The organism is Hymenobacter sp. GOD-10R, assembly GCF_035609205.1.
Lineage (GTDB): Bacteria > Bacteroidota > Bacteroidia > Cytophagales > Hymenobacteraceae > Hymenobacter.
Window position 1 is genome coordinate 3,071,505 of the sequence record NZ_CP141184.1, and the last position, 23,851, is coordinate 3,095,355.

At 54.7% G+C, this 23,851-nt stretch carries 21 protein-coding genes and 1 tRNA gene; 13 read left to right on the forward strand and 9 right to left on the reverse strand.

The features are described 5' to 3' along the window. Positions 1–42: 42 nt before the first annotated feature. Positions 43–972 (reverse strand): polyketide cyclase, encoded by a 930-nt coding sequence (locus SD425_RS12370; RefSeq protein WP_324678988.1) that lies wholly within the window; start codon positions 970–972, stop codon positions 43–45. A gap of 125 nt (positions 973–1,097) precedes the next feature. Next, positions 1,098–2,069, reverse strand: coding sequence for a tryptophan 2,3-dioxygenase family protein (locus tag SD425_RS12375; protein ID WP_324678990.1), 972 nt, complete (start codon positions 2,067–2,069; stop codon positions 1,098–1,100). A gap of 310 nt (positions 2,070–2,379) precedes the next feature. Between SD425_RS12375 and sdaAB the strand changes: the two genes are divergently transcribed. The 3 genes from sdaAB (at position 2,380) to SD425_RS12390 (ending at position 6,162) form a co-directional block, all read left to right on the forward strand. Beyond that, positions 2,380–3,063, forward strand: a complete 684-nt coding sequence (gene sdaAB, locus SD425_RS12380) for an L-serine ammonia-lyase, iron-sulfur-dependent subunit beta (protein ID WP_324678992.1) — start codon at positions 2,380–2,382, stop codon at positions 3,061–3,063. A gap of 12 nt (positions 3,064–3,075) precedes the next feature. Beyond that, positions 3,076–4,608: a TolC family protein gene (locus SD425_RS12385; RefSeq protein ID WP_324678994.1), complete on the forward strand. Its 1,533-nt coding sequence runs from the start codon at positions 3,076–3,078 to the stop codon at positions 4,606–4,608. Positions 4,609–4,758: 150 nt separating this feature from the next. After that, positions 4,759–6,162, forward strand: coding sequence for an efflux RND transporter periplasmic adaptor subunit (locus tag SD425_RS12390; RefSeq protein ID WP_324678996.1), 1,404 nt, complete (start codon positions 4,759–4,761; stop codon positions 6,160–6,162). A gap of 65 nt (positions 6,163–6,227) precedes the next feature. On the opposite strand, the gene SD425_RS12395 is transcribed toward SD425_RS12390, so the two are convergent. Continuing rightward, complete coding sequence (locus SD425_RS12395; RefSeq protein WP_324678998.1) at positions 6,228–6,710, reverse strand: lipocalin family protein; 483 nt, start codon at positions 6,708–6,710, stop codon at positions 6,228–6,230. A gap of 345 nt (positions 6,711–7,055) precedes the next feature. On the opposite strand from SD425_RS12395, the gene SD425_RS12400 reads away from it, so the two are divergent. Continuing rightward, complete coding sequence (locus SD425_RS12400) at positions 7,056–8,045, forward strand: NAD(P)H-dependent glycerol-3-phosphate dehydrogenase (RefSeq protein WP_324679000.1); 990 nt, start codon at positions 7,056–7,058, stop codon at positions 8,043–8,045. Positions 8,046–8,066: 21 nt separating this feature from the next. Here the strand turns inward: SD425_RS12400 and SD425_RS12405 are convergent, their stop codons facing one another. Further along, positions 8,067–8,393 (reverse strand): DUF3592 domain-containing protein, encoded by a 327-nt coding sequence (locus tag SD425_RS12405; RefSeq protein ID WP_324679002.1) that lies wholly within the window; start codon positions 8,391–8,393, stop codon positions 8,067–8,069. Positions 8,394–8,486: 93 nt separating this feature from the next. On the opposite strand from SD425_RS12405, the gene SD425_RS12410 reads away from it, so the two are divergent. The 4 genes from SD425_RS12410 (at position 8,487) to SD425_RS12425 (ending at position 11,534) form a co-directional block, all read left to right on the forward strand. Continuing rightward, positions 8,487–8,933 carry a hypothetical protein gene (locus tag SD425_RS12410; RefSeq protein WP_324679004.1) on the forward strand — a complete coding sequence of 149 codons (447 nt, stop codon included), beginning with the start codon at positions 8,487–8,489 and terminating at the stop codon, positions 8,931–8,933. Between the two features lies 1 nt (position 8,934). Beyond that, positions 8,935–9,363: an EamA family transporter gene (locus SD425_RS12415; RefSeq protein ID WP_324679006.1), complete on the forward strand. Its 429-nt coding sequence runs from the start codon at positions 8,935–8,937 to the stop codon at positions 9,361–9,363. 277 nt (positions 9,364–9,640) lie between these two features. Further along, the gene (locus SD425_RS12420; RefSeq protein WP_324679008.1) at positions 9,641–10,732 is read left to right on the forward strand and encodes an MFS transporter; all 1,092 of its coding nucleotides are present in this window, start codon (positions 9,641–9,643) and stop codon (positions 10,730–10,732) included. A gap of 163 nt (positions 10,733–10,895) precedes the next feature. Continuing rightward, entirely contained in the window at positions 10,896–11,534 is a 639-nt protein-coding gene (locus SD425_RS12425) for a flavin reductase family protein (RefSeq protein ID WP_324679011.1), read from the forward strand. Between the two features lie 25 nt (positions 11,535–11,559). Here SD425_RS12425 and SD425_RS12430 read toward each other — a convergent pair whose 3' ends face one another. Then, a complete protein-coding gene (locus tag SD425_RS12430; protein WP_324679013.1) occupies positions 11,560–12,987 on the reverse strand; it encodes a hypothetical protein in 1,428 nt (475 codons plus the stop codon). A 176-nt stretch (positions 12,988–13,163) separates the two neighbouring features. On the opposite strand from SD425_RS12430, the gene SD425_RS12435 reads away from it, so the two are divergent. Beyond that, complete coding sequence (locus SD425_RS12435; protein WP_324679015.1) at positions 13,164–13,574, forward strand: DUF4259 domain-containing protein; 411 nt, start codon at positions 13,164–13,166, stop codon at positions 13,572–13,574. 199 nt (positions 13,575–13,773) lie between these two features. Here the strand turns inward: SD425_RS12435 and SD425_RS12440 are convergent, their stop codons facing one another. The 4 genes from SD425_RS12440 to pdxH form a co-directional block, all read right to left on the reverse strand. After that, positions 13,774–15,177, reverse strand: coding sequence for a carcinine hydrolase/isopenicillin-N N-acyltransferase family protein (locus SD425_RS12440; RefSeq protein WP_324679017.1), 1,404 nt, complete (start codon positions 15,175–15,177; stop codon positions 13,774–13,776). Between the two features lie 124 nt (positions 15,178–15,301). After that, a complete protein-coding gene (locus SD425_RS12445) occupies positions 15,302–15,877 on the reverse strand; it encodes a Maf family nucleotide pyrophosphatase (protein WP_324679019.1) in 576 nt (191 codons plus the stop codon). Beyond that, positions 15,868–17,178 carry a DUF1015 domain-containing protein gene (locus SD425_RS12450; RefSeq protein ID WP_324679021.1) on the reverse strand — a complete coding sequence of 437 codons (1,311 nt, stop codon included), beginning with the start codon at positions 17,176–17,178 and terminating at the stop codon, positions 15,868–15,870. Before SD425_RS12450 ends, SD425_RS12445 begins: the two co-directional genes overlap by 10 nt. A 121-nt stretch (positions 17,179–17,299) precedes the next feature. Further along, positions 17,300–17,953 carry a pyridoxamine 5'-phosphate oxidase gene (gene pdxH, locus SD425_RS12455; RefSeq protein WP_324679539.1) on the reverse strand — a complete coding sequence of 218 codons (654 nt, stop codon included), beginning with the start codon at positions 17,951–17,953 and terminating at the stop codon, positions 17,300–17,302. Between the two features lie 333 nt (positions 17,954–18,286). Here pdxH and SD425_RS12460 point away from each other — a divergent pair, with 333 nt between their 5' ends. From SD425_RS12460 to SD425_RS12475, 4 genes are all read left to right on the forward strand, one after another. After that, positions 18,287–18,844 carry a YqgE/AlgH family protein gene (locus tag SD425_RS12460; RefSeq protein ID WP_324679023.1) on the forward strand — a complete coding sequence of 186 codons (558 nt, stop codon included), beginning with the start codon at positions 18,287–18,289 and terminating at the stop codon, positions 18,842–18,844. Positions 18,845–18,906: 62 nt separating this feature from the next. Beyond that, the gene (locus SD425_RS12465; RefSeq protein ID WP_324679025.1) at positions 18,907–21,372 is read left to right on the forward strand and encodes a DUF349 domain-containing protein; all 2,466 of its coding nucleotides are present in this window, start codon (positions 18,907–18,909) and stop codon (positions 21,370–21,372) included. Between the two features lie 176 nt (positions 21,373–21,548). Then, positions 21,549–21,621, forward strand: a tRNA-Thr gene (locus tag SD425_RS12470). Positions 21,622–22,773: 1,152 nt separating this feature from the next. After that, the gene (locus SD425_RS12475) at positions 22,774–23,400 is read left to right on the forward strand and encodes a sigma-70 family RNA polymerase sigma factor (protein ID WP_324679027.1); all 627 of its coding nucleotides are present in this window, start codon (positions 22,774–22,776) and stop codon (positions 23,398–23,400) included. The last annotated feature ends 451 nt before the right edge of the window (positions 23,401–23,851 follow it).

A 23,851-nucleotide genomic window follows, 5' to 3' on the forward strand; every position in this document is an offset into this window, starting at 1 on the left:
TCTGGTTCGGTGGTGTGTCGCTGCCGAACCAGAGCACGCCAATTACTTTGGGGCTTGAGGCTGCGAGCCGCGCCTGTAAGCAGCCGCTAAATCCTGGGCTAGGTTGTCGAACACGTATTGGTGTTCTTGTTCAATAGCTATTTGCTCCAGAGGCTCCCAGTACGCTCGCGGCTTTAGCTCCGAAGTGTAAGTTGTAGTGCGAATAAGTTTAGTTTTGCCGGTGGCTGTTAGTTCGAAAAGGTAAATTGCTTCTCTGAAACCTAGCCACTTACGCCCAGTGAGCTGATAGCTGATAACGTCCATCTTCAGCAGCTTGCCTTGCTGAAGCGCTGTAATTCTTTCGACTATCTTGCCGCCTTCGAAATAGCAGGTGCGCAAGCCACCTATTTGCTCTCGTTCAAGCACACATTTCTGCGGAACGGGCAAGCCAATACGCAGCAGAAAAGGCTTGTGGGTGTTCAGCGTATCCACGGATTTTATTTGCTCATATACCTGCGCTGGCGAATACGGCAGCACCACCACGGAGCTTACGGCTATAGTTTCGGGGGCTGAGTTGAGCTTCTTGTCAACGGGCGCAAATAGCAGAAATAGGAAAAAGGGCAGAGCTAGGGTATTGAGGTTAGTGGAGTCTCTGAGCTGTTCAAACCGCTTCAGTAGCAATGAAATAACACTACCTAAAAACAGCAGCGATACTATAATTGGCAGGGCCATCAAAACGCAAATGAGCCCTTCCAGTTGTCCAACTAGTAAAAGCATCAAAAAAATAGCTAAACCGACTGCCAGCCCCCGGTACGCCCACTTAATACTGGGCAGCGCCCCAATAGCAATTCCAGTAACAATAGGTAAGAGAATAAAAAATGCCCAACCGTAGGCAATCAAATGGAAGTGCAGCAGTAAGAATCCAGTAAAGAGAAAAGTAAGCGAGATGATAATAGCTAGGCGGAAGCTTTTGTCTGAGAGGATAGTTTTCATATAAGGTATGAGACTATGAAGCTGTTTAGAAAGTCGTTTCCGGGTCAGGCTTCGACAGGCTCAGCGTGACGGTTACTATTGCTTAAACTTCCTAAACAGCTTCTAATAGCATAGTAAAGTGTTTCTTACCGCTTCTCCATAATACTCTCTACCCAGCCTTTGCCCCAATCGTCCATCTCCTGAGCGCTCCAGAGCTGGGGGTAGAAAATGCGCTTTTGAAACTTGGGAGGTAGGTATTTCTTCCAGTTGGTGCCACCAGTAGCGGGCACGTCGGCGGGGTCGCGCTGGAGGTAGCGCACGGCCGATTTGAAGTGCATCAGCGGCCAGTTTACGTTCACGTTCACGTCGAGCTGCTTGAGCTGGCGCAGAAGGCGGGGGTGCTGGCGTTCTTCCCCGGGGAGGCGCTGCACCACGCTCCATAGGTTGCAGTCTTTGTACTCAGCGGCGTGGGAGGTGAGCAGCTGGGTGTACTTCTCTTCGAACTGAATAAGAGTGAGGGCCTTCGCGCCCGTTTCCTCCACCGTAGCGCCGGCTTTCCAGTAGATGCAGCCCATGAGCTCGTCGTGGGCGGCGGCTTCGCCCAGCAGGCGGCGCTTTTCCTTGTCGACCAAGTTGTCGAGCGAGGTACTGGCAATTTCAATCATGCGGTACTGCACGCTCTGGAAGCCCGAGGCGGGCATGAGGGCCATGCGAAACTGCAAAAACTGCTGTTTGTCCATGCCGTCCACCATCACGTCGAACGAGTCGATCAGGTTTTCGAAGTAGCGGTTGACGCGGCCCACCCGCAGTACGATTTCGGTCATAGTGGGCTGTTGCAGAGCGCCAATCTGCTCGTACTCACACAAACAAAGCTTGAAGTACAGCTCCGTAATTTGGTGGTACATAATGAAAATTCGCTCGTCGGGAATCTGGGTGAGCGGGCGCTGCAAGCTCAGCAGCGTGTCCAGCTCGATATAGTCCCAGTAGTTGACGTAGTCGGCGTAGTAGAGCCCCTCAAGGTAAGCACCTAGGTCCTGCCCATCAGCAGCATACTTTTGCTGAAGGCGACGGAGCTGAGCAAGTACTTCGGGCGAAAATTCGGAAGCAGATTCAGACATGGAAAAGCAAAGCGGAAGGAAATAGGCAGCGTGTAGCGCGAACCGGAGGAAGGCGGCAGCCAAGCTCCCGCTTCGCGTGTTGTTGAACGACTTGCACCTAGGTAGTCACAACGAATATCGTTCAACGACACGCGAAGCGGGAGCTTCGCGCGACAACTAGGAGCTAGGTGCTACCGCCCACGCCGCAAAGAACGAAAAACCCGCCAAATCAAGCCGAGCAAGCAACCTAAATCCCAATCTGAACATCTACTAAACAGACGCGACAGCAGGCGTTGCCTTTCCCTGTGAATCCAATACCTTTACTGCGTCTATGGCGGAGAAAAGCAGCATTTTCGATATGATTGGGCCGGTGATGATCGGGCCTAGCTCCTCGCATACGGCCGGCGTGGTGCGCATCGCGCGCGCGGCCATCCGGATCCTCGGGTCCTTGCCCACGCATGCCGTCATCACGTTCTATAATTCCTTTGCCCGCACCTACGAAGGTCACGGCTCCGACCGCGCTATTATAGCCGGCTTACTCGGCTACGCTACCGATGATAAGCGCATTCGTGAGGCCTTTGACTACGCCAAGGAAGCGGGGTTGCACTATACCTTTCAAAGTGTAGGCAATGCCTCCACCATGCACCCCAACACCATCAAGCTGCAGCTGCGTGACGAGCGCACCGGCCAGACAGCGGAAGTGATTGGACAGAGCCGGGGTGGGGGCGTCATTCGCATTGTGGAGGTTGATGGCTTCCCGGCAGATTTTTCGGCCTCCCTGCACACGCTCATTGTGGATGCCGACGACCGGCGCGGCTCCATTGCTTTCATCGCCTCCGTCATTGCCCACGACGACTGCAACATTGCCACCATGTTTGTCTCGCGCAAAGGCAAACACGACGTGGCCCGGCAGTTCATCGAGATGGACTCAGGTATTAAAGACATTACGTTGGCTTATCTGCGCCAATTAAGTTGGGTACACCGCGTTACCTATATTCCTAACATCGACTTATAGTTGTTTTAGCCCATGAAACTACCTTCTACTCTGCTTGTTCGTCCTTTTGTGAAGGCGAGCATTAGCTTGGGGCTAGGGTTGGCCGTGAGCACGGCCGTCGCTCAAACGGCGCCACCCACGCAGCCCCCAGCCGGCACGATGCAAACGGCTCCTGCCGGTGCCTGGACCTTGCAGCGCGCCGTAGACTATGCCCTGGAGCACAACCTGACGGTGCGCCAGAACCAGCTGACGGCGGAAACCAGTAGCGCTATCCTGCGTCAGAGCAAGGCGGCCCAACTGCCTACGGCCAACCTCAACGGCTCGCAGACGTGGAACTACGGACGCAGCGTAAACCCATTGACGTACGAGTTTCAGAACCAGACCACGCGCTCCAACAACGTTTCTGGCGTTGCGCAAGTCGTGCTGTTTCAAGGTTTTCAGCTGCGCAATACCGTCAAGCGCAATACGCTCGACTATCAGGCTAGCCTCGGCGACATTGAAAAGGCTCGCAATGACTTGTCGCTCAACGTCGCGTCGCAGTTTTTACAATTGGTACTAAGCGAAGAACTAGTGCGTACTAATCAGCTGAAAGTCGATAGCGATGTGCAGCAGGTAGAGCGCACGCGCAAATTGCTGAAGGCTGGCAGTGTGGCAGAAAGCAACTTGCTCGACCTTCAGGCGCAGCAGGCTACTGACGAGCTGAACGTGATTACGGCTCAAAACCAGCGCGACATTGCTCGTTTGCAGCTTACTCAGCTCATGAACCTAGATACTGTCAGCCAAGCGGCGTTTCAGGTAGAAGTGCCGAACCTACCGGACCCCGATGAGCAGGCGCCGCTCAGCGAAGACCCCAACGCAACCTACCAAACGGCCCTCACGCTGCTGCCCGAAATTAAAGCGGCCGACCTGCGCGTGAGCAGTGCCAAGTCGACCGTCGACATTGCCCGCGGCGGGTATATGCCGCGGTTGAGCTTCGGTGCCAGCATTTTCTCGGGTTATTCCTCGGCACGCACCATCACGTCGGTCGGAAATGACTCGACGGCGCGTAAGACCACGTTTTACGTGGAAAACCCAGCGACGCCCGGTACCACGGTTCCGCTCAACGTGCTGGTGTACCAGCGCAACACGGCCATTCTGTCGCAGAGCTATTGGGACCAGCTCGACCAGAACCTAGGTCGGCAGTTGCAGTTCAACCTGAGCATTCCGATTCTGAACGGCTTGCAGGTGCGCACCAACGTGCAACGCTCGCTCATCAATGTGCAGCAAGCCCAGCTCAACGCCGAGCAAACCCGTCTAAACCTACGCCAGAGCATTCAGCAAGCCTACGCCGATGCCGTTGCTGCCCAGCGCAAGTTTGGGGCTGCCCGCCGCCAAGTAGAAGCGCAGACTACCTCGTACCGCAATGCTGAAATTCGCTTCAACAACGGCCTGCTCAATGGTACCGAGTTCAACATCACCAAGAACAACCTCACGGCCGCCGAATCGACCATGATTCAGGCCAAGTACGAGTTTATCTTCCGGCGCAAAGTGCTGGACTTCTACCAAGGCAAACCGCTCACTTTGTGAAGAGTGACTGAGTAGCTGAGTGTTGTTCAACGACTGCACTCAGCCACTCAGCTACGCAACTGCTCTTTGCTTAACTATTTACTATAAAATACTTAGTGACATGGTGCTCTGCCTACTCAGTCACTCAGTTACTCAGTCACTCAACGAAGTATGAAAAACAACCGCTTACTCTACATTCTGCTGGGGATTATCATTGTGGGGCTAGGGGGCTTTGTCGTGGCCAAGAAACAAGGCTTGGTAGGGCGTCCAGCCGGTACAGAGGTAATTGTTGCCAAGGCTGCGCCGGCTAACATCGTAGAGAAGGTGAGTGCATCGGGGAAGGTGCAGCCCGAAACGGAAGTGAAGATTTCGCCCGACGTATCCGGCGAAATCATTGAGCTGTATGTGGCCGAGGGCGACTCCGTGAAGAAGGGGCAGCTGTTGCTGCGCATCCGGCCCGATAACTATCAGGCTATGGTGAGCCAGCAATCGGCAGTGGTGGGCACCCAGCGCGCCAACGTCGGGCAGACCCAGGCCCGCTTGCAGCAGCTCATTGCTAGTGCCAAGCAAACGGAATTGACCTACCGGCGCAATGCCTCGCTCTACAAGCAGAAGGTGATTTCGCAGTCGGACTACGAAGCTAGCCAGGCCGCCTATAACGCGTCGCAGGAAGAGCTGAACAGTGCCCGCGCCAGCATTAAGGCCGCGCAGAGCAGCGTTACTAGCGCCCAGGCCGCTCTGGAGGAAGCGCGTAAGAACCTGAACAAGACCACGATCTACGCGCCCGTTAGCGGCACCGTCAGCAAACTCAACGTGGAGAAAGGCGAGCGGGTAGTAGGTACTTCGCAAATGGCGGGTACTGAAATCATGCGCATTGCCAACCTCAACTCTATGGAAGTGCGCGTGAACGTGAACGAGAACGACATCATCAACGTGCACCTAGGTGACTCGGTCGACGTGGAAGTGGACAGCTATGCTAATCAGGACGAGAAGTTTCGTGGCCTCGTGACCAGCATTGCTAACACCGCGAAAGACGCCCTCACGGCGGAGGCCGTAACGGAATTTGAAGTACGGATTCGGCTCCTGCCGGAGTCGTACCGCCACTTGCTGCGCACCGTGAACGGCCGCACCGTGGTACCTTTCCGCCCCGGCATGACGGCTTCCGTCGACATCATCACCGACCGCAAAAGCCAAGTGCTGAGCGTACCGCTATCTGCCGTCACTACTCGCTCCGACAGCGCCGCCACGAAAGCTGACCAAGGCCAAGCTAATGGCTCCGGAGCAGCGTCCGGCCCGGCAACTGCCAGCGACAAACCTGCTCCCAAGGTGCAGGTACAGGAAGTCGTGTTCGTCGTGCGCAACGGCAAGGCCGTGATGGTACCCGTGAAAACCGGTATCAGCGACTTCGCCAACATTGAAATTCACAGCGGACTACAAGCTGGCGAGCAAATCGTAAGCGGGCCTTTCCGGGCCGTGGCCAAAACGCTGAAGAACGGAGCGGCCGTGGTTGTGAAAGATGCCAAAACCATCAACAAAGCGGCGCTGAAAGAGCAGGATGATGAGGAAGCGAAGTAACACCTAGCTTCTGGGCTTGGTAAGCTGCAAAACAAAAGGGCCTTTTGCGTAAAAGCTAGCTGGAACTAGTGTTTGGTGTACGTGTACGTTTCGGTGTACTTGACGCCGTTGATGGTCGTTTGCGTCTTCATCTTGAGGGTATTGTTGTTTAGCTCTAAGACGTTGTACGTATTTTCCTGGTAGCCCGGAAATTGAGTAGCTAGAACGGATTCTTCCTCTCGGAAGGCCCAGGTACCCGTCAGGGACTGCTGGTCTTGGGCGCTGCACCGGGTGGTGCCTTCATCGAAACGGTACACGTTTGGCTTGGCAAAGTTGAGCACATCGTCGAGGGTGCACTCGTCTACGTAGGGAAATAAGTCGGTGACTTGTTTGCCCCCTAGGGTGCGGGCCGGGGTGGTCGTAAGCGCCGACAACATCCAGTTTTTGTCGGTTAGCATTTCGGTTTTGGTGGCGGGTTTTACATCTTCCTTGTCTTTGTTGGTGTCGCAGGAAGACAGCGCAAATGGGATGGCGAGAAGCGTGCAGAGGGTAATGGAAAATTTGTTCATGGGTAAGAGGAAGGAAAGGATTGAAGATTGTGGCGTGGTGGAAAAGTGATGCAAGTTTACGCCGCAAGTTGTTCATCATCATAAAGTTATCTAGACATGAATATGTGATTGACTTTGCCGAATTGCGGCTGCTTAACCGCTTTGCCTATTGCGCGCATCACATGTACATGTAGCCCAAAAGCAGCTGCTGTTAGCCCTTCAAGGGGCTGCTGATTCAAGTAGCACCTGCTGGTAAGAAGCAGCGCGCAAGCGCGCCCGGCACATTGGCCGGCAGCCTTTAGGATGACGGCCGAAATCGTACTTTAGCCCCGTATTTCGCCGCCCCGCCCATATTTCCCGGAATTCATGCACAAAATCGCCATGATTGGCGGTGGCTCCTGGGCCACCGCTCTCACCAAAATATTATCTGAAAACGGCAGTCATGTGGGCTGGTGGCTGCGCCATAAAGATGACGTGCAGCACTTGCTGCGCACGCGCCACAATCCGCGGTACTTGTCGTCGGTGGCCTTCGACCTAGCTCGCGTGCAGCCCGCCACCGACCTCGCCGATGTAGTAGCCGACGCCGATTGGCTGGTGCTGGCGGTGCCCGCCGCCTTCGTCCAACCTGTGCTGGATAAGCTTGACCGTGACGCGCTGAAAAACAAGCGTATTATCTCGGCCATTAAAGGCATGATTCCGGAGAAGAATGTGCTGGTGACCGACTACGTCGCCCAGCGCTTTCGCCTTGCACCCGAGCAGCTTGGGGTGGTGGCCGGGCCTTGCCACGCGGAGGAAGTAGCCCTGGAAAAGCAAAGCTACCTCACCATCGGCGGCCCCGACTTAGAACTCGCTGAGGAGTTCTGCCAATTGCTGCGCAACCGCTACGTGAAAGCCCACCCCAGCGCCGACCTCGACGGCATTGAGTATTGCGCCGTAATGAAAAATATCATCGCCCTGACCTGCGGCGTGGCCCACGGCCTCGGCTACGGCGACAATTTTCAGGCGGTGCTGGTAAGCAACGCCGTGCAGGAAATCCGCCGCTTTCTGCACGCGCTCAGTCCCATCCAGCGCGACCTGTCGGCCTCGGCTTACCTAGGTGACTTGCTCGTGACGGCTTACTCGCAGTTCTCGCGCAACCGTACCTTCGGCAACATGATCGGCCGGGGCTACTCGGTGAAATCGGCGCAGATGGAGATGAACATGGTAGCCGAGGGCTACTACGCCGTCAAGAGCATTCACGAGCTGAATAAGAAGCTCAAGGCATTTATGCCCATTACGGATGCGGCGTATCGGGTGCTGTATGAGAAGGTAGCGCCGGCCGTGGAGATTGAGCTGTTGAAGGAAAAGTTTCGGTAATGCCGATGGATAAAATTACTATTAGTTCGCGCTAGATAGAATTGTGAAATTGCGGGGATTAGCTTCTTCGTACAGCAGAATTATCTCTTCACCCTTAGAGAACCTAGGAATAGCTATTGCTATTCCGTTCATGTCTTCCGCCTCAATAATTTGCCCTTGTTCAGTTTTGAATTGGACTATTGGTCTGAAGACTGAAGCACGACTTAAATGGAACTTGTTTTTAAGTACAATTCCCTTTGTCTTGATACCGTGCTCTTTTAGCTGTGATGTTCTGGTTTCTTCTCTGTATAGAGCAAAAACTAGTGTCGCAACTGCCATAAAGCCTATAATGATGAAATCCCAACTCATAACTAGGGTCTATTATTAGATAGCTTTTCTTAGGCTTACGCAACTTCTTTACCAATCCAGCGCTATTTCCCCAAGCAAACTCATAGTAGTCTGATGTGGCAAGAATTAAAGACTGAAGCTGATGTTCAGCGGCTAATGATTTCCTTTGGTAGCTTTCATGATAGTTGTCTAAGGGAGCTTTCACTTCAAACCCGAGAGTTTGTAGACGAAAGGCTTGCTATGTGTTTCGACAACAAGACATTTGTCAGAATGCTATTTCAAAGACAAATGAGGAAAGTCTCTGCTATTGAAATTGTGTTTGAAGATGTGATAGACTTTAATTGGGTACAGGACGAGAAAAACTCGGATTCAGCCGCGGCTGTGATATACCAAGCTGTTTGTATTTGGGATGAGGGAATCCTTTACTGGGCCGAGGATATTGATTGGAGTAAGGACTCAGAAGACAAGAATGATTATCGTTGGATTGCTGCTAGTCAAGGTAGATGGCGCATTTTGGATAACGGACTAGGTTCAAGCCCTCAATCTATCAGTACTGACTAAAATGCCCTGGTTCCTCCTCGCTCTGCTCACGGCCTTCTGCCTAGCGCTCTATAACTTCTTCATCAAGCTAGCTTCCAGCCAATTGCCGGCGGCCGTAGGCGCCGTGGTGCTGCAACTCGTAGCCGCTGCCTTAGGTGCGGCGTGGCTGCTGAAACTGAAGCTGCAAGGGCAGCCGCTGCCCATCACCAACAAAGGCTTGCTGCTAGCCGCGCTGGCCGGGCTAGGAGTGGGGCTAGCCGAGATTCTGACGTTCGTGGTATTTGGCCGCGGTGTGCCGTCGTCGGTGGGCACGCCGGTGATTGTGGGCGGCTCGGTGCTACTCACTGCTGTGCTAGGAGTAGTCGTGGCGCGCGAAACGCTCACGCTGCTGCAAGGCCTAGGGTTGCTGCTGATTGTGGGCGGTATTGCGCTGCTAGCACGTGGGCACTAATCGTAATACCACTTCGCTTTTAGCCGTCGCCCAATACTGCATTAACAACTTTCGGCACTCTATTGACCACATGAGCGGTGGGACGCAACGGCCAAACAGGCCTAATCGTCTATACATTTGCCAAAACCTAGCCTAGCTCGAATGGGTTGCAAGATGCTCGCGGCCAAAAGTGGCGCGGCTTGTGTGGGTAGGCGCCAGCCAAATTCTCTGTTATATGCTTTCTGTTTCAGCACCAGCGTACGTTCCAAAACGCACTCATCGGCTTGCCGTGGGCGCCATGTTTTTCCTATTGGGTCTGTGTTTTGCCAGTTGGGCCTCGCGCATCCCCAGCATTCAGCAGAAGCTAGGTTTCTCCGATGCGGTACTAGGGCTGGTGCTCTTTGCCATGCCAGTCGGGCTGATGGTATCGCTGCCCATTGCTGGGTGGCTGATTGCCAAGGAAGGCAGCCGCAAGGTGATTGTCGCGGCGCTGCTGCTCTATTCGGTTACACTCGTTGGGCTAGGGTGGGCGCAAAATTTGGTGCAGCTAAGCGTGTGCCTGTTCGTGTTTGGCTTTGCCAGCAACACCGCTAACATCTCCGTCAACACCCAGGCAGTGGGGGTGGAGGCGCTGTACGGCAAGTCCATTATGGCCTCCTTCCACGGGCTCTGGAGCTTGGCAGGCTTTGCGGGCGCGGCCATCGGCACGTTTATGAATGGGCTGGGCATTGTGCCAGGTCAGCACTTCATCCTGATTATGGCAACTGGCGTGGCGGGCGCGGCGATTTGCTCGCGGTATTTATTGTCTGAAGATCATAACGTTAATCCCGATCAGCCCATCTTCGTCAAGCCCGATAGCGAACTGCTGACCCTAGGGCTAATTGCTTTTTTCTCCCTGATCTGCGAAGGGGCCATGTTCGATTGGAGCGGGGTGTACTTCAAGAAGATCGTGCAGCCAGGACCGGCGCTGGTGGGAGCCGGCTTCACCGCGTTTATGAGCACGATGGCGCTCGGTCGATTCGGGGCTGACTGGTTCAAAGACCGGTTCGGGCTGCGCCACACCTTGCAGCTGAGTGGCGCCCTCACGGCCGGCGGCTTGCTGCTGGCCGTGGCGTTTCCGCTGTTCGCTACGGCGGTGCTAGGTTTCTTTTTGGTGGGCTTCGGAGTGTCGTCGGTGGTGCCGTTGGTGTACAGCGCGGCGGGCAAGAGCAAAACTATGTCGCCGGGTTCGGCGCTGGCGGCTGTTTCAACTATCGGTTTTTTGGGCTTCCTGCTAGGTCCGCCGATGATTGGCTTGGTGGCCGGCGCGACCAGCCTGCGGGTGTCTTTTATCCTCGTGGCTATCATGGGAATGGCTACGGCAACCGTGGCAACCAAAGCAAAGCTGTAACAATTCGCTCTTATCGTTGTCTGTTCTTCTGGACGATGTAGCGCGAAGCTCCTGCTTCGTGCCTCGTTGAACGATAAAGCCAGCACGACAATAGGTGACAGCCGTTCAACGAGACGCGAAGCAGGAGCTTCGCGCTACATATAAACCGAGCGAAACACTTACTATGAAGCGCATTACCGAGCAGGATATTCAGGGCATGGAGAAAGTATTTCGCCTAAACCTGATCAACTCTATTACCGGCTACAAGCCGGCCAACCTGATCGGAACGGCGGGCACTGATGGGGAGACCAATCTGGCCATTTTCAGTTCCGTGGTGCACCTAGGTTCTAATCCGCCGTTCATTGGCATGTTCACGCGGCCCACTACGGTGCCGCGTCATACGTACGAGAACATCAAGGCCACAGGGCGCTACACCATCAACCATGTGCAGACTAGTATTGTGGCACAGGCCCACTACACCTCCGCCGACTTCCCCCGCGAAGAATCGGAGTTTACAGCCTGCGGGCTGACCCCGGAATACCTGAATGACTTTCCAGCCCCTTACGTGCAGGAAAGCCAGATCAAGATGGGGTTGGAATTAGTAGAAGAAGTAGCCGTGAAGGCCACCGGCACCATTATGCTGGTGGGAAAAGTTATCGACCTCTACCTCCCTGAGAACCTACTGCGCCCCGACGGCACGGTGGACTTAAACGGCGCCGGCGACGTGGCCATTTCGGGGTTGGATGCTTACCATACGGCGCAGGAGCTAGCCGCCTACGAGTACGCTCGTGTCGGGCAGGGGCCGCGTGAGAAAGCAAAGTAGCCGGCTGTAAGCTAGGTAGGAAAGTCTACTTGGCGGCAGTTCGAATGGCGCGTTTCGCGGAAGCCTGCTGCCAAGTATTAATGCGGCGCAGGGCGAATTCGCCTTCTTTGCTTGGTACGGCGTGCAGCTGCGGGGGAGCTCCCGCTATGACTGCGCACTCAACAAAGTTGTTCTGCCGAAAACTCGGTTGCAGGTCCAAGCTAGCTTCACCAGCGGGGGTACGCAGGCTGAGTCGCCACGGACCCGATTGGTGGTGCAAGCGCAACGTACGCTGCGTGTTGGCTTGCAAGCTATCCTGCGGTATTCCGTTGAGTAGCACCACGGCTGGTAGACCTGCTTTAGCCCCTTCGAAGCGGTACAGGATCACGCTCGCAGAGTCGGCCACAGGACCGCTGACTTGCGTTAGGTTGGTGGCATTGAACACGTTGCCGTCCGTAATGTCGATGGTGAACTCGTGCTCGTATGCGTGCGTTGTGGCGGCCGAAAGCGCTATACCCACGGCGGCACCTAGCAAGCCGCCCGCCCCGATAATGAGCGGCCCTGGCTGCACAGAATACACCCGGAACGAGAGCTGATTGCCGTGCCGCTCTAATGGGAAGTAGGCGTTCTGGTAGCGAATAAAAACGTTACGCCCATCCGAGAAGCCCCACGTATCAGCGGGGAGCGGGCGGTGCTTGCCGGTGGCATCCGTAATGTACGGATGCACCTTATACGTCCCAGCTAGGTTGCCTTCGGTATTGGCGGTAGTTTCTACTTCGAAGGGCAGCGAATGATCGGGGGTGTTGTCGCGAAAATCGTGGAAGGTGCGGTAGCGCCCTTTGTTGATGACCTCGGCTTCCAGCACCGGGTACACTTGGCTGCTTGGGGCTAGGTCGACGGGGCTGCGGAGTTGGGCGAACGTTACCAGAGGCGTTTCCGCCTTGGCCGGAGTCGAGAGGTTTACCTTCTCCAGGCTCCGCTGCATGGCGGTCACTAGGTTGCTCGCGTGAAATCCCGTCACATCCATCCCGCTCCGGCTGGCCGTACCCATGGCGCTACCCAGCCGCCGGTATAATCCGGTGGGTAAGGGCTCATACCATTCAAAGGTGCATTGCGCCTTTCCGACTTCGGAGTTGTAATTGATGGTTTCGGCAACGCGCATGGCGGTGATGCGCAACACCAACGGCCGGTCCGTTGGGCGAGCCGGCAACTGTTGAGTTAGATATTCGTGCAAATAAGGCGCCGCCTGACCCGCTAAGACGACCTCAACGGGGCGGTTCAGTACCCCTAGGTGCACTTGGCCGAGGGTGGTGGTATCGGGGCGGGCATCTACTACTTGCTGCACATAGAAGCTGCGCTCGGGGAGCGTGAGTACTTGCTTATGCAGTTCGACCACGTGCGCCTTCTGTGCCTGAAGTGGAAGTGCTAGGCCTAGGCTGATAAGGAGCAGGAGAGACGAACGATATAAGGCCATCAGAGTATAGCAATAAGCTAAGGATAGCCCACAGCGAAATTAGCGCCAATAGGGAGCAAACAGGTTCGCTTCTCGCATAAAGTGGTGCTGCGTGCAAGTACGCTTACCTCGATCAGGTCGTTCATTCTGGCGCCAAACACGTAGTAGGCTTCATACCGTAACCTGAACAACACAAAATGGCTGCCTGGGGACCTTACAACTTCGACAACGACGACGCCACCGATTTTGCGGGCGATTTTATGGCGAATGGTAGTGAAGTACTACTGTTAGAAGCGCTTGTAGCTGCCGCTGAAGAGGAGGAGCACATTGAAGCAGAAATTGCATTACCTGCGCTAGCCGCGGCCGAAATCGTAGCCGCTTGGCGCGGCCATCCCGGCACCGACTTTCTGCCGGGCCTATTGCCAGTGGTGCAGCGCCTAGCTAGCAGCGACGACGAGGAGCTAGTAGAGCTAGCTCAGCAGGCCGTAGAAGCTATTCTGAAAGACTCGGAGCCACGGGATATGTGGACGGAAAACAAGCAGCTTGACACCTGGGAAGCCGCCCAAAAAGACTTGCTAGCTAGGTTAGATGCCGAGCCAAACCCTTAACAGACCGTGCTGATAAGCAGGTTAGCAGATCGGGTGCTTTGCCGGTCATGCTGAGCTTGCCGAAGCATCTCTACCGCCAGAGTAAGCATTTATCATAGCGGTAGAGATGCTTCGGCAAGCTCAGCATAACGTTCTGAGTTGGTTTTGGCTGATTGCTAAATCAGCTCACTATCATATTGAGTACCCGAAAACCTATCTACTACAATTTCAGCAAGTTAAACGGGGCAAAATCACCTTTTACCGTTTCTTGGTGCGGCAGTACCGGCTGGCTCTGGCTGAGTACCCGTTTGCCGTCGACATAGTAGCAGTATTTCAGCTCTGGTCTGTCGGTCTTCATGCGTAGGAGCCAACCCTTCGGCGTTTTCTGGAGGAAGCGCAAGAAGTTGTATTCCCCCTTAAATTCCACGGCAACAGCCTTGGCTTGCAGAAATCCGGCCAACGCGAGACTTACGTTGTCCGGCTCTTGCTTCAATAAATTACGAAGAAGGGCAGCTGTTTTCCAGCTAGGTTTCTTCACCGTTTGTAGTGTTTGAACGGCCGCTTGGTAGCGTCCCTGCGTCGCCAAAACCTCCGCCTTAGTGAACTGAACTTCCGTGCTATCGAGCCGAGGATTGACCCCCATGTACCGCTCCCAAATGGGAAACAGCACGCTTGCTTGTGCAAAGTCCTTCTCGATATAGAAGCAATTCAGAAACGTCAGCCGCAGCACCGATTCCTTCTCTTGGTCGCTCAGCCGACTGGTGCGCAGAAACTGTTCGACTAGATCCGTACGGGGCTGGTTGTGCAGCAGCTTCGTTAGCGTGAGGCTAGCATTCTGCGGAAACTGACTGGCTAGCAAGATGTTCTTTTTTCCTTGCTGCAGCAAGGTGTGAATGTTGGTGTGCCAGGCCGTACGGTAGTCTTCGGCTAGGTAAAACCAGATGTCGCCGGTGGTTAGGTTATGGATGTTCGTGTAGACGGTGGTGGTAAACTCCCGCTCAGAAGTTTCCTGCGCAATCTGCACGAGGCTCTGCTGACTGACGCCCTGGGTAGCTAGCAAGCGCTGCGCAATGGGGTAGCGCCAACATGTTTGCTTGGCGGGCCCCGTCTCACACACGTTGAAGTTGGTAGAGGTGAGCTGCTGCGTGGCCCGCACAATGGTGTCAGGGGCAATGACAGCTAGGTTGCCCTGGCGGTCGGCGATATGCAGCTGAACATCACCCATATCGGGCATATAGTACGTGTCCCACAAGGCTAGAAACTGCGGTACTGATTGGCAGTGTTGCAGTAAATACACCAGCATGGACCCGTGCGGAAAAGGCTGGCGGCCGTGGCGTAGCTTGTCCTTCTGAGGCGGTAAAGCATTGATGTCAAAGAAGACCCCAGCCTCATTCGCGCCGCCTTGGATACCGCTCTCGGGCGACCCGTAGGTAAACGTGATGTAGCCCAGGGAATTCTTGTCCGTGGCTGGAAAGACGTTTACGTAGTTGGAGGCGGTGTGAAAGAAGTCCTCGTTGTTCATAGCCCATGTTTGCCCGCGCCGATCCGTCCCGGAAACAATGGTGCAGGCGGGCGCTACTAGGCGCCACAACAACAGCAAGAGCAACAGCAGGGAGGTTCTCATCGTGCGGGGGTATAGAGCCAATAGCTCAGCGAAAACTCGTGCAACTAGCAATGGTATTGCAACTTAGCTTGTTTTGTGTTGCCGAACTCTGCTAAGCGAGAAAGCTACACGCCTCGCGCCACCGCTAGCTAGCGGTGAACCCTAGCTTGGTCAGTTCTTCCCACACTTTGTGCACCGGCAACCCCATCACATTGAAGTACGAGCCTTCCAGCCGCGTGACGGCCACCATGCCAATCCAGTCTTGGGCACCGTAAGCGCCGGCTTTGTCGAAAGGCTTGTACTGCCGCACGTAAAACTCGATTTCGGCAGGAGAGAGGGCGCGGAAGTAAACCCGGGTTTGGTCGGAAAATACCACGCGCTGACCTGCGCCGGTGAGCAAGCACACGCCCGTGTACACGTCGTGGGCGCGGCCTTGCAGGCGCGTGAGCATCTGAATGGCTTCGGCCTCGTCGGCGGGTTTATTCAGCACATCATCATCCAGGCACACGATGGTGTCGGCGGTGAGTACCACCTCGTCGGGCGCCAGCGTGGCGCGGTAAGCGGCAGCTTTGTGGGCTGCTAGGTACTCGGCCACTTCGGCACGTACCAAGTGGGCCGGAAAGCTTTCGTCGACTTCCTGCAAACGAATTTCGTAGTGCAGACCTAGGTCGGAGAGGAGCTGCCGGCGGCGTGGGGAGTTGGAGGCCAGAACTAAACGCATTGCAGGAAAGGATTGTCGGCTTCCTCGTCGCGAATACTCGTGAACAGGAAGCCAACGATAGTTTTCGGATAAAAGAACGTGGACTTGGGGGGCATTACGGCACCGGAGTGGCATACTAGCTCCACCTCGTCCATGGTCACTTCGTTGGTAATGAATGCCGCGCGCGCCTCTCCGCGGTCTACTTGCGCCAGGCACTCTGAAAAGCTACGCACGTAAGCTACACCAGGCCAGTTGCGTTGTGCTTCTGGACCAACGATGCCTAGCACCCGTTCCAGCACAAAGTAGTGGAGCACGGTAAGATCTAGCTCTTTGACCTGAACCGTGGTTTCCCAGCTGAGTTGGGCGTGTACCTCGGGCCGCAGGCGTATTTTGTAGGCTTGCCCACCTAGGTACAAGCCAAAGGACCAGCGTTTTCCCGCAATAACCTCGGGCAAGGCATACGCATCGTCTTGCCCCTGCACCAGGAAGAACTCACCAAGACGCTTCAAGAAAGCTTCATCGGTGAGGTGGCCGGGCAGCTCCAACAACAAGCGGTGCGTCGGCAGAATGCGCAGATCGTCGGCGGCAGCATTAGTCAGGTACATCAAGTGATAATTCCATGGCTCGTGGCCAGTAGCTTTTGAATCAGCTGCTTGCCTAGCTTGTCGGTATGCCAACGATGCTTCGTAACGGTGGTGCCCGTCGGCCAGAATTACCTGCTTTTCGGCGAGTAATTCTTGAAATCTGCGGATCACCTTACTGTCTTGGATAACGGCTAATACGTCGCGGGCGCCTTGGTAATCTTCCTCCGTCTGATAGAGGGGATCTTGCGCAGCCTCGTCCATATAGCGCTCTAGCTCAAAGGTATCATCGCGGTACAGGCCGTGGGTGGCGCTGCTTTGCATCTGCGTGCGGGCCAGCAGCTCCGCGCGGTCGTTGACCGAGACGGGCAGCGTATTTTCGTGGCGTAGCACTACCTGCTCGTCCCAGGCATAGGCGCGGATATGACACATAAAGCCTTTGCGACAGTATGCCCGCGTGCTACCAGGCAACCGAAAATACTGGTAATACACGTACAAGCCCGGCAGCGGATCTTGCAGCAGCACGCCGGCTTTCTGCCACTCCGTGAGGCGCCGCAACGCGGCACCGGCCGGGTCTTCCCCCTGTGGCACCGAGACGTGAATGCTGTTCAGGGGGTTGCCATAAAGCGCCGCCCGCTGCTTTGGTGATACCACGTCAAACAGCGGGGAAACGTACGCGTCAATAGAAGCGCTCAGCTCAGGGTTATAGCGCCAGCCGCGCACAGGTCGAATTTCAGCCACTTAGAAGTGTTGAGTGTTGAATTTTAAATGTTGAGTGCTGAATGTTGATGGTTAAATGTTAGATGCTGTTGATTGATCGTCCACCAATTCAATACATAACACTTAAATTCCAACGCTTTCCTCACGGTGCTAGGCGGCTACGACGCCAGCCTTCCCCATCTTTCTCGTATAAAATTCGGTCGTGCAGGCGGCTCGGGCGGCCTTGCCAAAACTCGATGCGTGTAGGGCGCAGAATGTAGCCGCCCCAGTGCGGCGGACGCGGCAGTAGGTCTTGTCCGGAAAATTGAGCTTCTACTTCTTTTTCACGCGTTTCTAGCTCCTCGCGGCTGCCAATTACCTGGCTCTGCGGCGAAGCCCAAGCCCCCAACTGACTGCCGCGCGGGCGGCTTTGAAAATATGCGTCGGACGTAGTAGCAGGCGCTTTTTCCACTTTTCCTTCCACTCGCACCTGCCGCTCCAGGCCTGGCCAGAAGAAGTTGAGTGCAGCCAGCGCATCATGGGCTAGCTCCTGGCCTTTGCGGCTATTATAGTTGGTGTAAAATAGGAAACCAGCGTCCTCGGGTAAGCCTTTGAGGAGTACTACGCGGGTAGAAGGTTGGCCATCAGCCCCAACCGTGGCTAGGGTCATGGCCGTAGGTTCGTCGAGGTGGGCTGCTAGGGCCTCGTCGAGCCAGGTACGAAACTGTTGAACGGCATTCGGCGCCACTTCGCTTTCGGTGAGCGTCCGCTGCGCGTATGTTTTGCGCAAATCAGCTAATTGTTGGTCGTTGGTCATGAAGCAAATCGTGTTGAGCAGGTAACCAATAGCCCGCCGCGTAGTTTGGAGGAGCAACTTGTTGTGCCATTCCCACTCGCTGGCAGAGCAATAATTACGCAACGGCGACGGTTGTAGAGCGGGCGCAAGGTAGCATAATGTACGCGTGTCGGGAACCTGCAACTACGCAACCGACGTAAGACACTTAGAAAGAAGCTGCGTAAACACCAGGCGTGCCGAGCAGCTAGGTACTTCCCTAGGTCGACGCTGTCAGCCTGCTTTATAGCTCGAGCAAGTGCTCGTGATTCGCGTGGATCATCGGTGTTTGTTAATTGATAAACTAAGAATTGCCCAATGAAATCAGGCAGCCTCCTTATATCACAGCCCTTTCTGGGCGACCCCAATTTTGAGCGCACTGTCATCTTGTTGTGCCAGCATTCCGAAGAAGAAGGTTCCTTCGGCCTAGTGCTCAATCGTCAGACGAACCTCCAGCTTGGCGACGTACTGGAGTTGCCCTACGGGGATGCTTCGCCCGCCGCTCATCTGCCCCTAGGCCTCGGCGGACCCGTGCAGCCCGACACCCTACACTATTTGCACCGACGTGCCGATATCACTGATGCCGTGGCCATTGGACAAGATGTATATTGGGGCGGCGACTTCCAAGTGCTGCTGGGCTTGCTGCTCAGCGGCGAGCTAGCCGCCGATGATGTGCGCTTGTACGTAGGTTATTCGGGCTGGACAGCCGGGCAGCTCACTGACGAGGTAGGGGAAAATGTTTGGATTGTGCACCCCAATGCTGCGGGGAAAGTATTTACTTTGGATAATGATGCCTTCTGGCAATCCATCCTACGCGAAAAAGGCGGCCGCTACCGTGTTTTGTCCAACTACCCCGTGGACCCACGCCTGAACTAATCAAATTTGTCGCCCCGCTTTCCACTGTCCGCTGCTTACCTTGCGGGCCATTCTGCTGAATCATGGTACCTGAAAACGAAAACACTGCACCCAATCACTCCGATCCCGCCTCGGAGTCGCCGATGAGCATTCTGGAGCGTCGCCTTGCTGAGATCAACTCCAAGCAAGACCCGGCGGCCGCTGCACCAGCACCGCCCGATCAGGAGCCTACGCCAGCCAATGTACCGGCCGAAACAACGGCTGCGGCTCCTGCTACCGCTCCCGAAGATATCACGGAACGCCCTGCCCAAGGTGCCCCGGCTCCCGTTGGTCAGCCAGCCGATGCTGGTACTGCTGAAGTACATGCGGAGCCTTCCAATGCTGTTGTAGGCGAGGAGCCGGCCGCTATCAGCGCGCCTGCGCCTTCCGAGCCCCTGGCCCGCGCCGAAGACCACTATGGAGCGCAAAACCCTGGGGTAGTAAGTGCCCACGTTGAAGAAGGTACTCCCATTACACCGGAGCCCGAAGCCCTGACAGCCGACGCAAACGCGGTGACAGAGGCGCAACCAGCTGCAACGCCTGAGCCAGAAGCCCTCACGGGCGTCGCGGGTGAGGATACGCCAGCTACCGCTCCTGACGCACCAGCCACTACCACATTGCCGGCCTACGCATTAGCGTCAGCCGAAGACATCGAAAACGCGCCGGTCGACCTAGCTGCCTTGCCAACCTCCGACAATGAGGGCGCTGCCGAGGCGGCTGCGGAGTTGCAACACGCAACAGGAACCCCCGAAGAGGAGGATGATTATGTCCCCGAGACGGCTGCTCCTGACTTTGCCAAGCTAGACCTAGATGCCCAAGGCGATTACCTCCTTGGCCTGCTCCGTCGCCCTGATGCTCGCCAGAACCGTAAGCAGATTTTTGACCTAAATCGGCAATATGAGCAAGCTGTCGGCAATGAGCGCAATGCCGCTCGGCAGCGCTCCACGACCGAAGGCGACGACGCTGAAGGATCTACTTTCCAGAACCCGAAAGGCTACCAGGAAGTAACGAAAGCCCTGCAAGACTTCCGGGAAAGCCGTGCCCGCGACGCAAAGGCAGAGGACGAGCAGCGTGCTCGTAACCTAGCCCACAAGCAGCACTTGCTTTCGCAGCTTCGGCTGCTGGTAGAGTCGTCGGAGACCAAGGATAGTTCGGCGCGCATAAAGGCGTTGCAGAACGATTGGAAAGTAACGGGACCCGTACCGCAGAAAGAAGCACAGGAGCTGTGGAATAGCTACCACGCCTTGCTCGATATCTATTACAACAACCGTGGTCTGTTCTTCGAAATGAAGGAGCTAGACCGCCGCCGCAACCTCGAAGCCAAAGAGGCGCTAATCCAGCGTGCAGAGGCGTTGAGTCAGCAAAATAGCATCAACAAAGCGTTGCAGGAGCTACGGCAGCTGCACGAGGAGTGGAAACACGTTGGCCCCGTGCCCAATGAGCAGCGAGAGCCTATCTGGAACCGCTTCTTACAGGCGTCGGAGAAGGTACACAACCGCAAGAAAGAGTTTGTAGATGTGCGCTCGGCGCAGGAAAACGCTAACCTAGCTCGTAAGTCAGCTTTGCTGGAGCAGATTAAGCCTTTCGCCGACTTCCACACGGAGCGCGTAAATGAATGGCGTTCCAAAACCGATGAGTTGCAAAAACTCAAAGAGGAGTGGGATGCAGCTGGCTTAGTACCTCGCGACAAAGCTGAGCAGATGAACAAACAGTTCTGGTCGGCTTACAAAGGCTTCTTCCAGCACAAAAATCAGTTCTTCAAAGCGCTAGATGAGGAGAAGAACGCCAACTTAAAGCGCAAGCTAGAGTTGTGTGAGCAAGCCGAAGCGGCGCTGCAAAATCCAAACTGGGAAGAAGGCCGTGAAATTGTTATTCGCCTGCAAAAGGAGTGGAAGCTGATTGGTCGAGTACCCGAAAAGCAATCTGATAAAGTATGGAACCGCTTCCGTACAGCCTGCGATTCCTTCTTCGATCGGAAGAACCAAGAGGCCAAGCAGCGGGAGCAGCAAGCGCAGCAAGTTTCGACGGAGCAAGCTGCTCACCTCGACCGTCTGTCGGATGCGATTTCTGTGCTTAATACCGATAACCCCGGTACGTTGGAAGGCTTCCGTCAGCACGTAGCTGACTGGCGTGCCTTCGAGAGTGCCGCTGCCGCGCCCCGTGGTGCTGCTGAACGAGCAGAGGACAAATTCCAGACTCTGATGGGTAAGTACTTGGATGCTGTTCCTGGTCTGCCCTACGCCGAGCGCAACGACTTGCTATTCCAGCTACAAGTAGAGCGCCTGAAAGCTAGCCCCGATTCGCAGCAGCAGCTGTATAAAAAGGAGCAAGGATTGCGTCGTGAGATCAACGAGCTAGAGAATGACATTTCTACCCTGCAAACTAACCTTGACTTCTTTGCTCGGTCGAAAAATGCTGATCAGCTCCGCGCTGAGTACCAAGGCCGGATTGACGAAGCGAAGACACGTATCGAAGGATTGAAAAAGCAACTAAAGGTGGTTCGCAGCTAAGGTTGGTCGATCATCCACAGAAAACAGGCACCTAGCTCAACTAGGTGCCTGTTTTTTTATTGCCCTAACATTTTAAAAATCAGCATTAAGGCTCAAGGATGCCGTTCAATTGCAGAAAAAATGTCTTTTAAGGATTGCGAAATAAAATTCCTTGGCTAGTTTTGCACCACCAATTCGCCTCCGTAGCTCAGCTGGTAGAGCAACTGACTTGTAATCAGTAGGTCGCTGGTTCGATCCCGGCCGGGGGCTCTTAGGTATTTAAACCCACTGTAAATTAAATATTTACAGTGGGTTTTTTGTTCCCATCGCGTATACTGCGGTTGCGGCGGCATAACCCACCTCTGACGCATCATACTTTCGGCTAGTCTAGCAACTGCTGAATCTTGCGCTCAAGCGCTTCTGTATCTACCATAATATCGTGGGCTTTGTTGGTCCAGTGTTCTGGCTGCGTGCAAAGCTGTAATCGACCAAAAACTATACTCCAACTGCAAGACCGTACTAGTATACAGCACGACGTACTCTTGCAGAGAAGTAACTGTCTCCTCGTGGGTCAGCGGAGTCCACCAAACAGTTTTGGAGGTGGACAGCAGGCCGTCTTTACAATACGCCGAGTGTTCCCGGCTAGCCTGTTCAACTTCATCTTTTAGGAGTGTAATACGATATCCCGTTAGCCCTAGCGTGAGCCCAGTAGGACTTAATGTATGACAGGCTGCCATAAATAAACTGCAAGATCTTCTCCAAACGCATCAAGTAGTGTTCGTCGTTACGACTGGAGCATGAGTTAAGCAATAGCAGAAGCCTCCTGCTCGAAACGCTGGTACACCACGGGGAAATGCTGCATAGCATCTTGCTGGGTAGCGTGCGCATCCGGTCCAGGGCATGCAAGCTACTGAGTACGGCCCGCGGCAGCCAGTTGACTAGAAACCAGCTCGTATCCGACGACTCAGGCATTACGAAGCAGCGTTGGTCAATCAAGGCCTTGTATGCACTTACCGGGTGCAAGTGGCTCAGCAGCGCTTTAAACGCGGCACGCAGCGCTGTACTGGCGCGAGCCCAGAAGTCACAACAACTGCACAAATCCTTCCGGCCTGGGGTATATCGTCTTCGCTTAGTTAACCATGTGCTCCAGAGGTCCTAGGTATTGATCGAGGTCGGTGACGAGCTTGCCACTACGGCTCACAGCTAGCGGCAGCCCAGCGCAGACAAACTGGTCAAACGCGAAGTTGGCTGCACAAGGATAATAATCAGTATGAGTTATAGTAAAGCTATATTGTAAGTACTTACCCCTCAACTCTTTTTTCTACGCTTTGTCAGGACTATTACTATATTTTGCTAGATTGGAGCAGGATGAAGAAGGTTTGGAATTTGGGAATTACTACTGACACAGATAGCTATGATTTAGTGTCTGATTCAACTGTATTGCCTACCCAACCTAACGAAGCGCCAACTACTCCTGTCGACAGTGAGATGCTAATTCGACTCGCGTTCGAGTCGGACCCTAGGGCGGGTTGCGAGTTGCTTTATCGGCACTATTACCAGGCTTTGTGCAGCCATGCCATTCGCTTTGTGTACTCCAAGTCTATTGCGGAGGATCTGGTTTCCGACATACTCTGCCAGTTTTATGGGAAGGGCACCTATAAGGATATCGTCACTTCGTACCGGGCTTTTCTTTACCAGAGTGTTCGTAACAGAGCGTATAATTACCTGCGGCTGGAAGCGAATCGGGCCGTGGAACTTGACCCGGTATACGAGAGAAACTTAGAAGCCACCAGTCAGCAGCCAGACTCCATTCTGGAATATGAGGAATTGTGCCGGGAGGTCGAGGCAGTTATTCAGTCTTTGCCGGCCAAATGCCGCAATATCTACCTGATGCACCGCTTCGACGAGAAGAAGTACACACAAATTGCCGAGGAACTTCAGCTTTCCGCCAGAACCGTAGAGGCGCAAATCAGGAAAGCTAGCCAATTAGTAAAAAAGGCACTAATCAAATACTGGGTATTAATGGCCGTGTTGCTTCTCCAGGGTTGAATGACCCAACGAGAAGGGAAAAATCACCGCGGGCAGTATTGTGATGCTAGGATGGTCAACTGTACGAGGTTGTGCCTACGTCCGCTCGAGGATATGGTCCAACTGCGGCCTTCAAGTAGCTAACCCTATAGGAGTGCGGAGAGTATTCTGCCCTCCTAGGTAGAATTTAGCCACAACACCATTCATCTGTTACAGGATGCTACTGCGCGCTCGGGTGAACCGCATCGTCAACTGGCAATAATTTTTCTGATTCCCACACGCTTCAGCGGGGCTTATTCCCGGAAAAATACTGGCTCTGGGCTCGTCGGAAAGGCTTTTTGAAAAATAACCTAGCTTTTTTCTGCTGACGTAAGGGTTTTTCGGGACTTAGTTGTCTACCTACTATAGCCCACCTAGGGCCTCTTATACGCTAGCTGCATGTCATCTTCGTCCCTGGTAACCAGAGAGCTGT

Bases quoted from the DNA above. Each gene is read 5' to 3' on its own strand.
- SD425_RS12370 (WP_324678988.1), bottom strand. From the start codon at position 972: ATGAAAACTATCCTCTCAGACAAAAGCTTCCGCCTAGCTATTATCATC.
- SD425_RS12375 (WP_324678990.1), bottom strand. From the start codon at position 2,069: ATGTCTGAATCTGCTTCCGAATTTTCGCCCGAAGTACTTGCTCAGCTC.
- sdaAB (WP_324678992.1), top strand. From the start codon at position 2,380: ATGGCGGAGAAAAGCAGCATTTTCGATATGATTGGGCCGGTGATGATC.
- SD425_RS12385 (WP_324678994.1), top strand. From the start codon at position 3,076: ATGAAACTACCTTCTACTCTGCTTGTTCGTCCTTTTGTGAAGGCGAGC.
- SD425_RS12390 (WP_324678996.1), top strand. From the start codon at position 4,759: ATGAAAAACAACCGCTTACTCTACATTCTGCTGGGGATTATCATTGTG.
- SD425_RS12395 (WP_324678998.1), bottom strand. From the start codon at position 6,710: ATGAACAAATTTTCCATTACCCTCTGCACGCTTCTCGCCATCCCATTT.
- SD425_RS12400 (WP_324679000.1), top strand. From the start codon at position 7,056: ATGCACAAAATCGCCATGATTGGCGGTGGCTCCTGGGCCACCGCTCTC.
- SD425_RS12405 (WP_324679002.1), bottom strand. From the start codon at position 8,393: ATGAGTTGGGATTTCATCATTATAGGCTTTATGGCAGTTGCGACACTA.
- SD425_RS12410 (WP_324679004.1), top strand. From the start codon at position 8,487: ATGTGGCAAGAATTAAAGACTGAAGCTGATGTTCAGCGGCTAATGATT.
- SD425_RS12415 (WP_324679006.1), top strand. From the start codon at position 8,935: ATGCCCTGGTTCCTCCTCGCTCTGCTCACGGCCTTCTGCCTAGCGCTC.
- SD425_RS12420 (WP_324679008.1), top strand. From the start codon at position 9,641: ATGTTTTTCCTATTGGGTCTGTGTTTTGCCAGTTGGGCCTCGCGCATC.
- SD425_RS12425 (WP_324679011.1), top strand. From the start codon at position 10,896: ATGAAGCGCATTACCGAGCAGGATATTCAGGGCATGGAGAAAGTATTT.
- SD425_RS12430 (WP_324679013.1), bottom strand. From the start codon at position 12,987: ATGGCCTTATATCGTTCGTCTCTCCTGCTCCTTATCAGCCTAGGCCTA.
- SD425_RS12435 (WP_324679015.1), top strand. From the start codon at position 13,164: ATGGCTGCCTGGGGACCTTACAACTTCGACAACGACGACGCCACCGAT.
- SD425_RS12440 (WP_324679017.1), bottom strand. From the start codon at position 15,177: ATGAGAACCTCCCTGCTGTTGCTCTTGCTGTTGTTGTGGCGCCTAGTA.
- SD425_RS12445 (WP_324679019.1), bottom strand. From the start codon at position 15,877: ATGCGTTTAGTTCTGGCCTCCAACTCCCCACGCCGCCGGCAGCTCCTC.
- pdxH (WP_324679539.1), bottom strand. From the start codon at position 17,953: ATGACCAACGACCAACAATTAGCTGATTTGCGCAAAACATACGCGCAG.
- SD425_RS12460 (WP_324679023.1), top strand. From the start codon at position 18,287: ATGAAATCAGGCAGCCTCCTTATATCACAGCCCTTTCTGGGCGACCCC.
- SD425_RS12465 (WP_324679025.1), top strand. From the start codon at position 18,907: ATGGTACCTGAAAACGAAAACACTGCACCCAATCACTCCGATCCCGCC.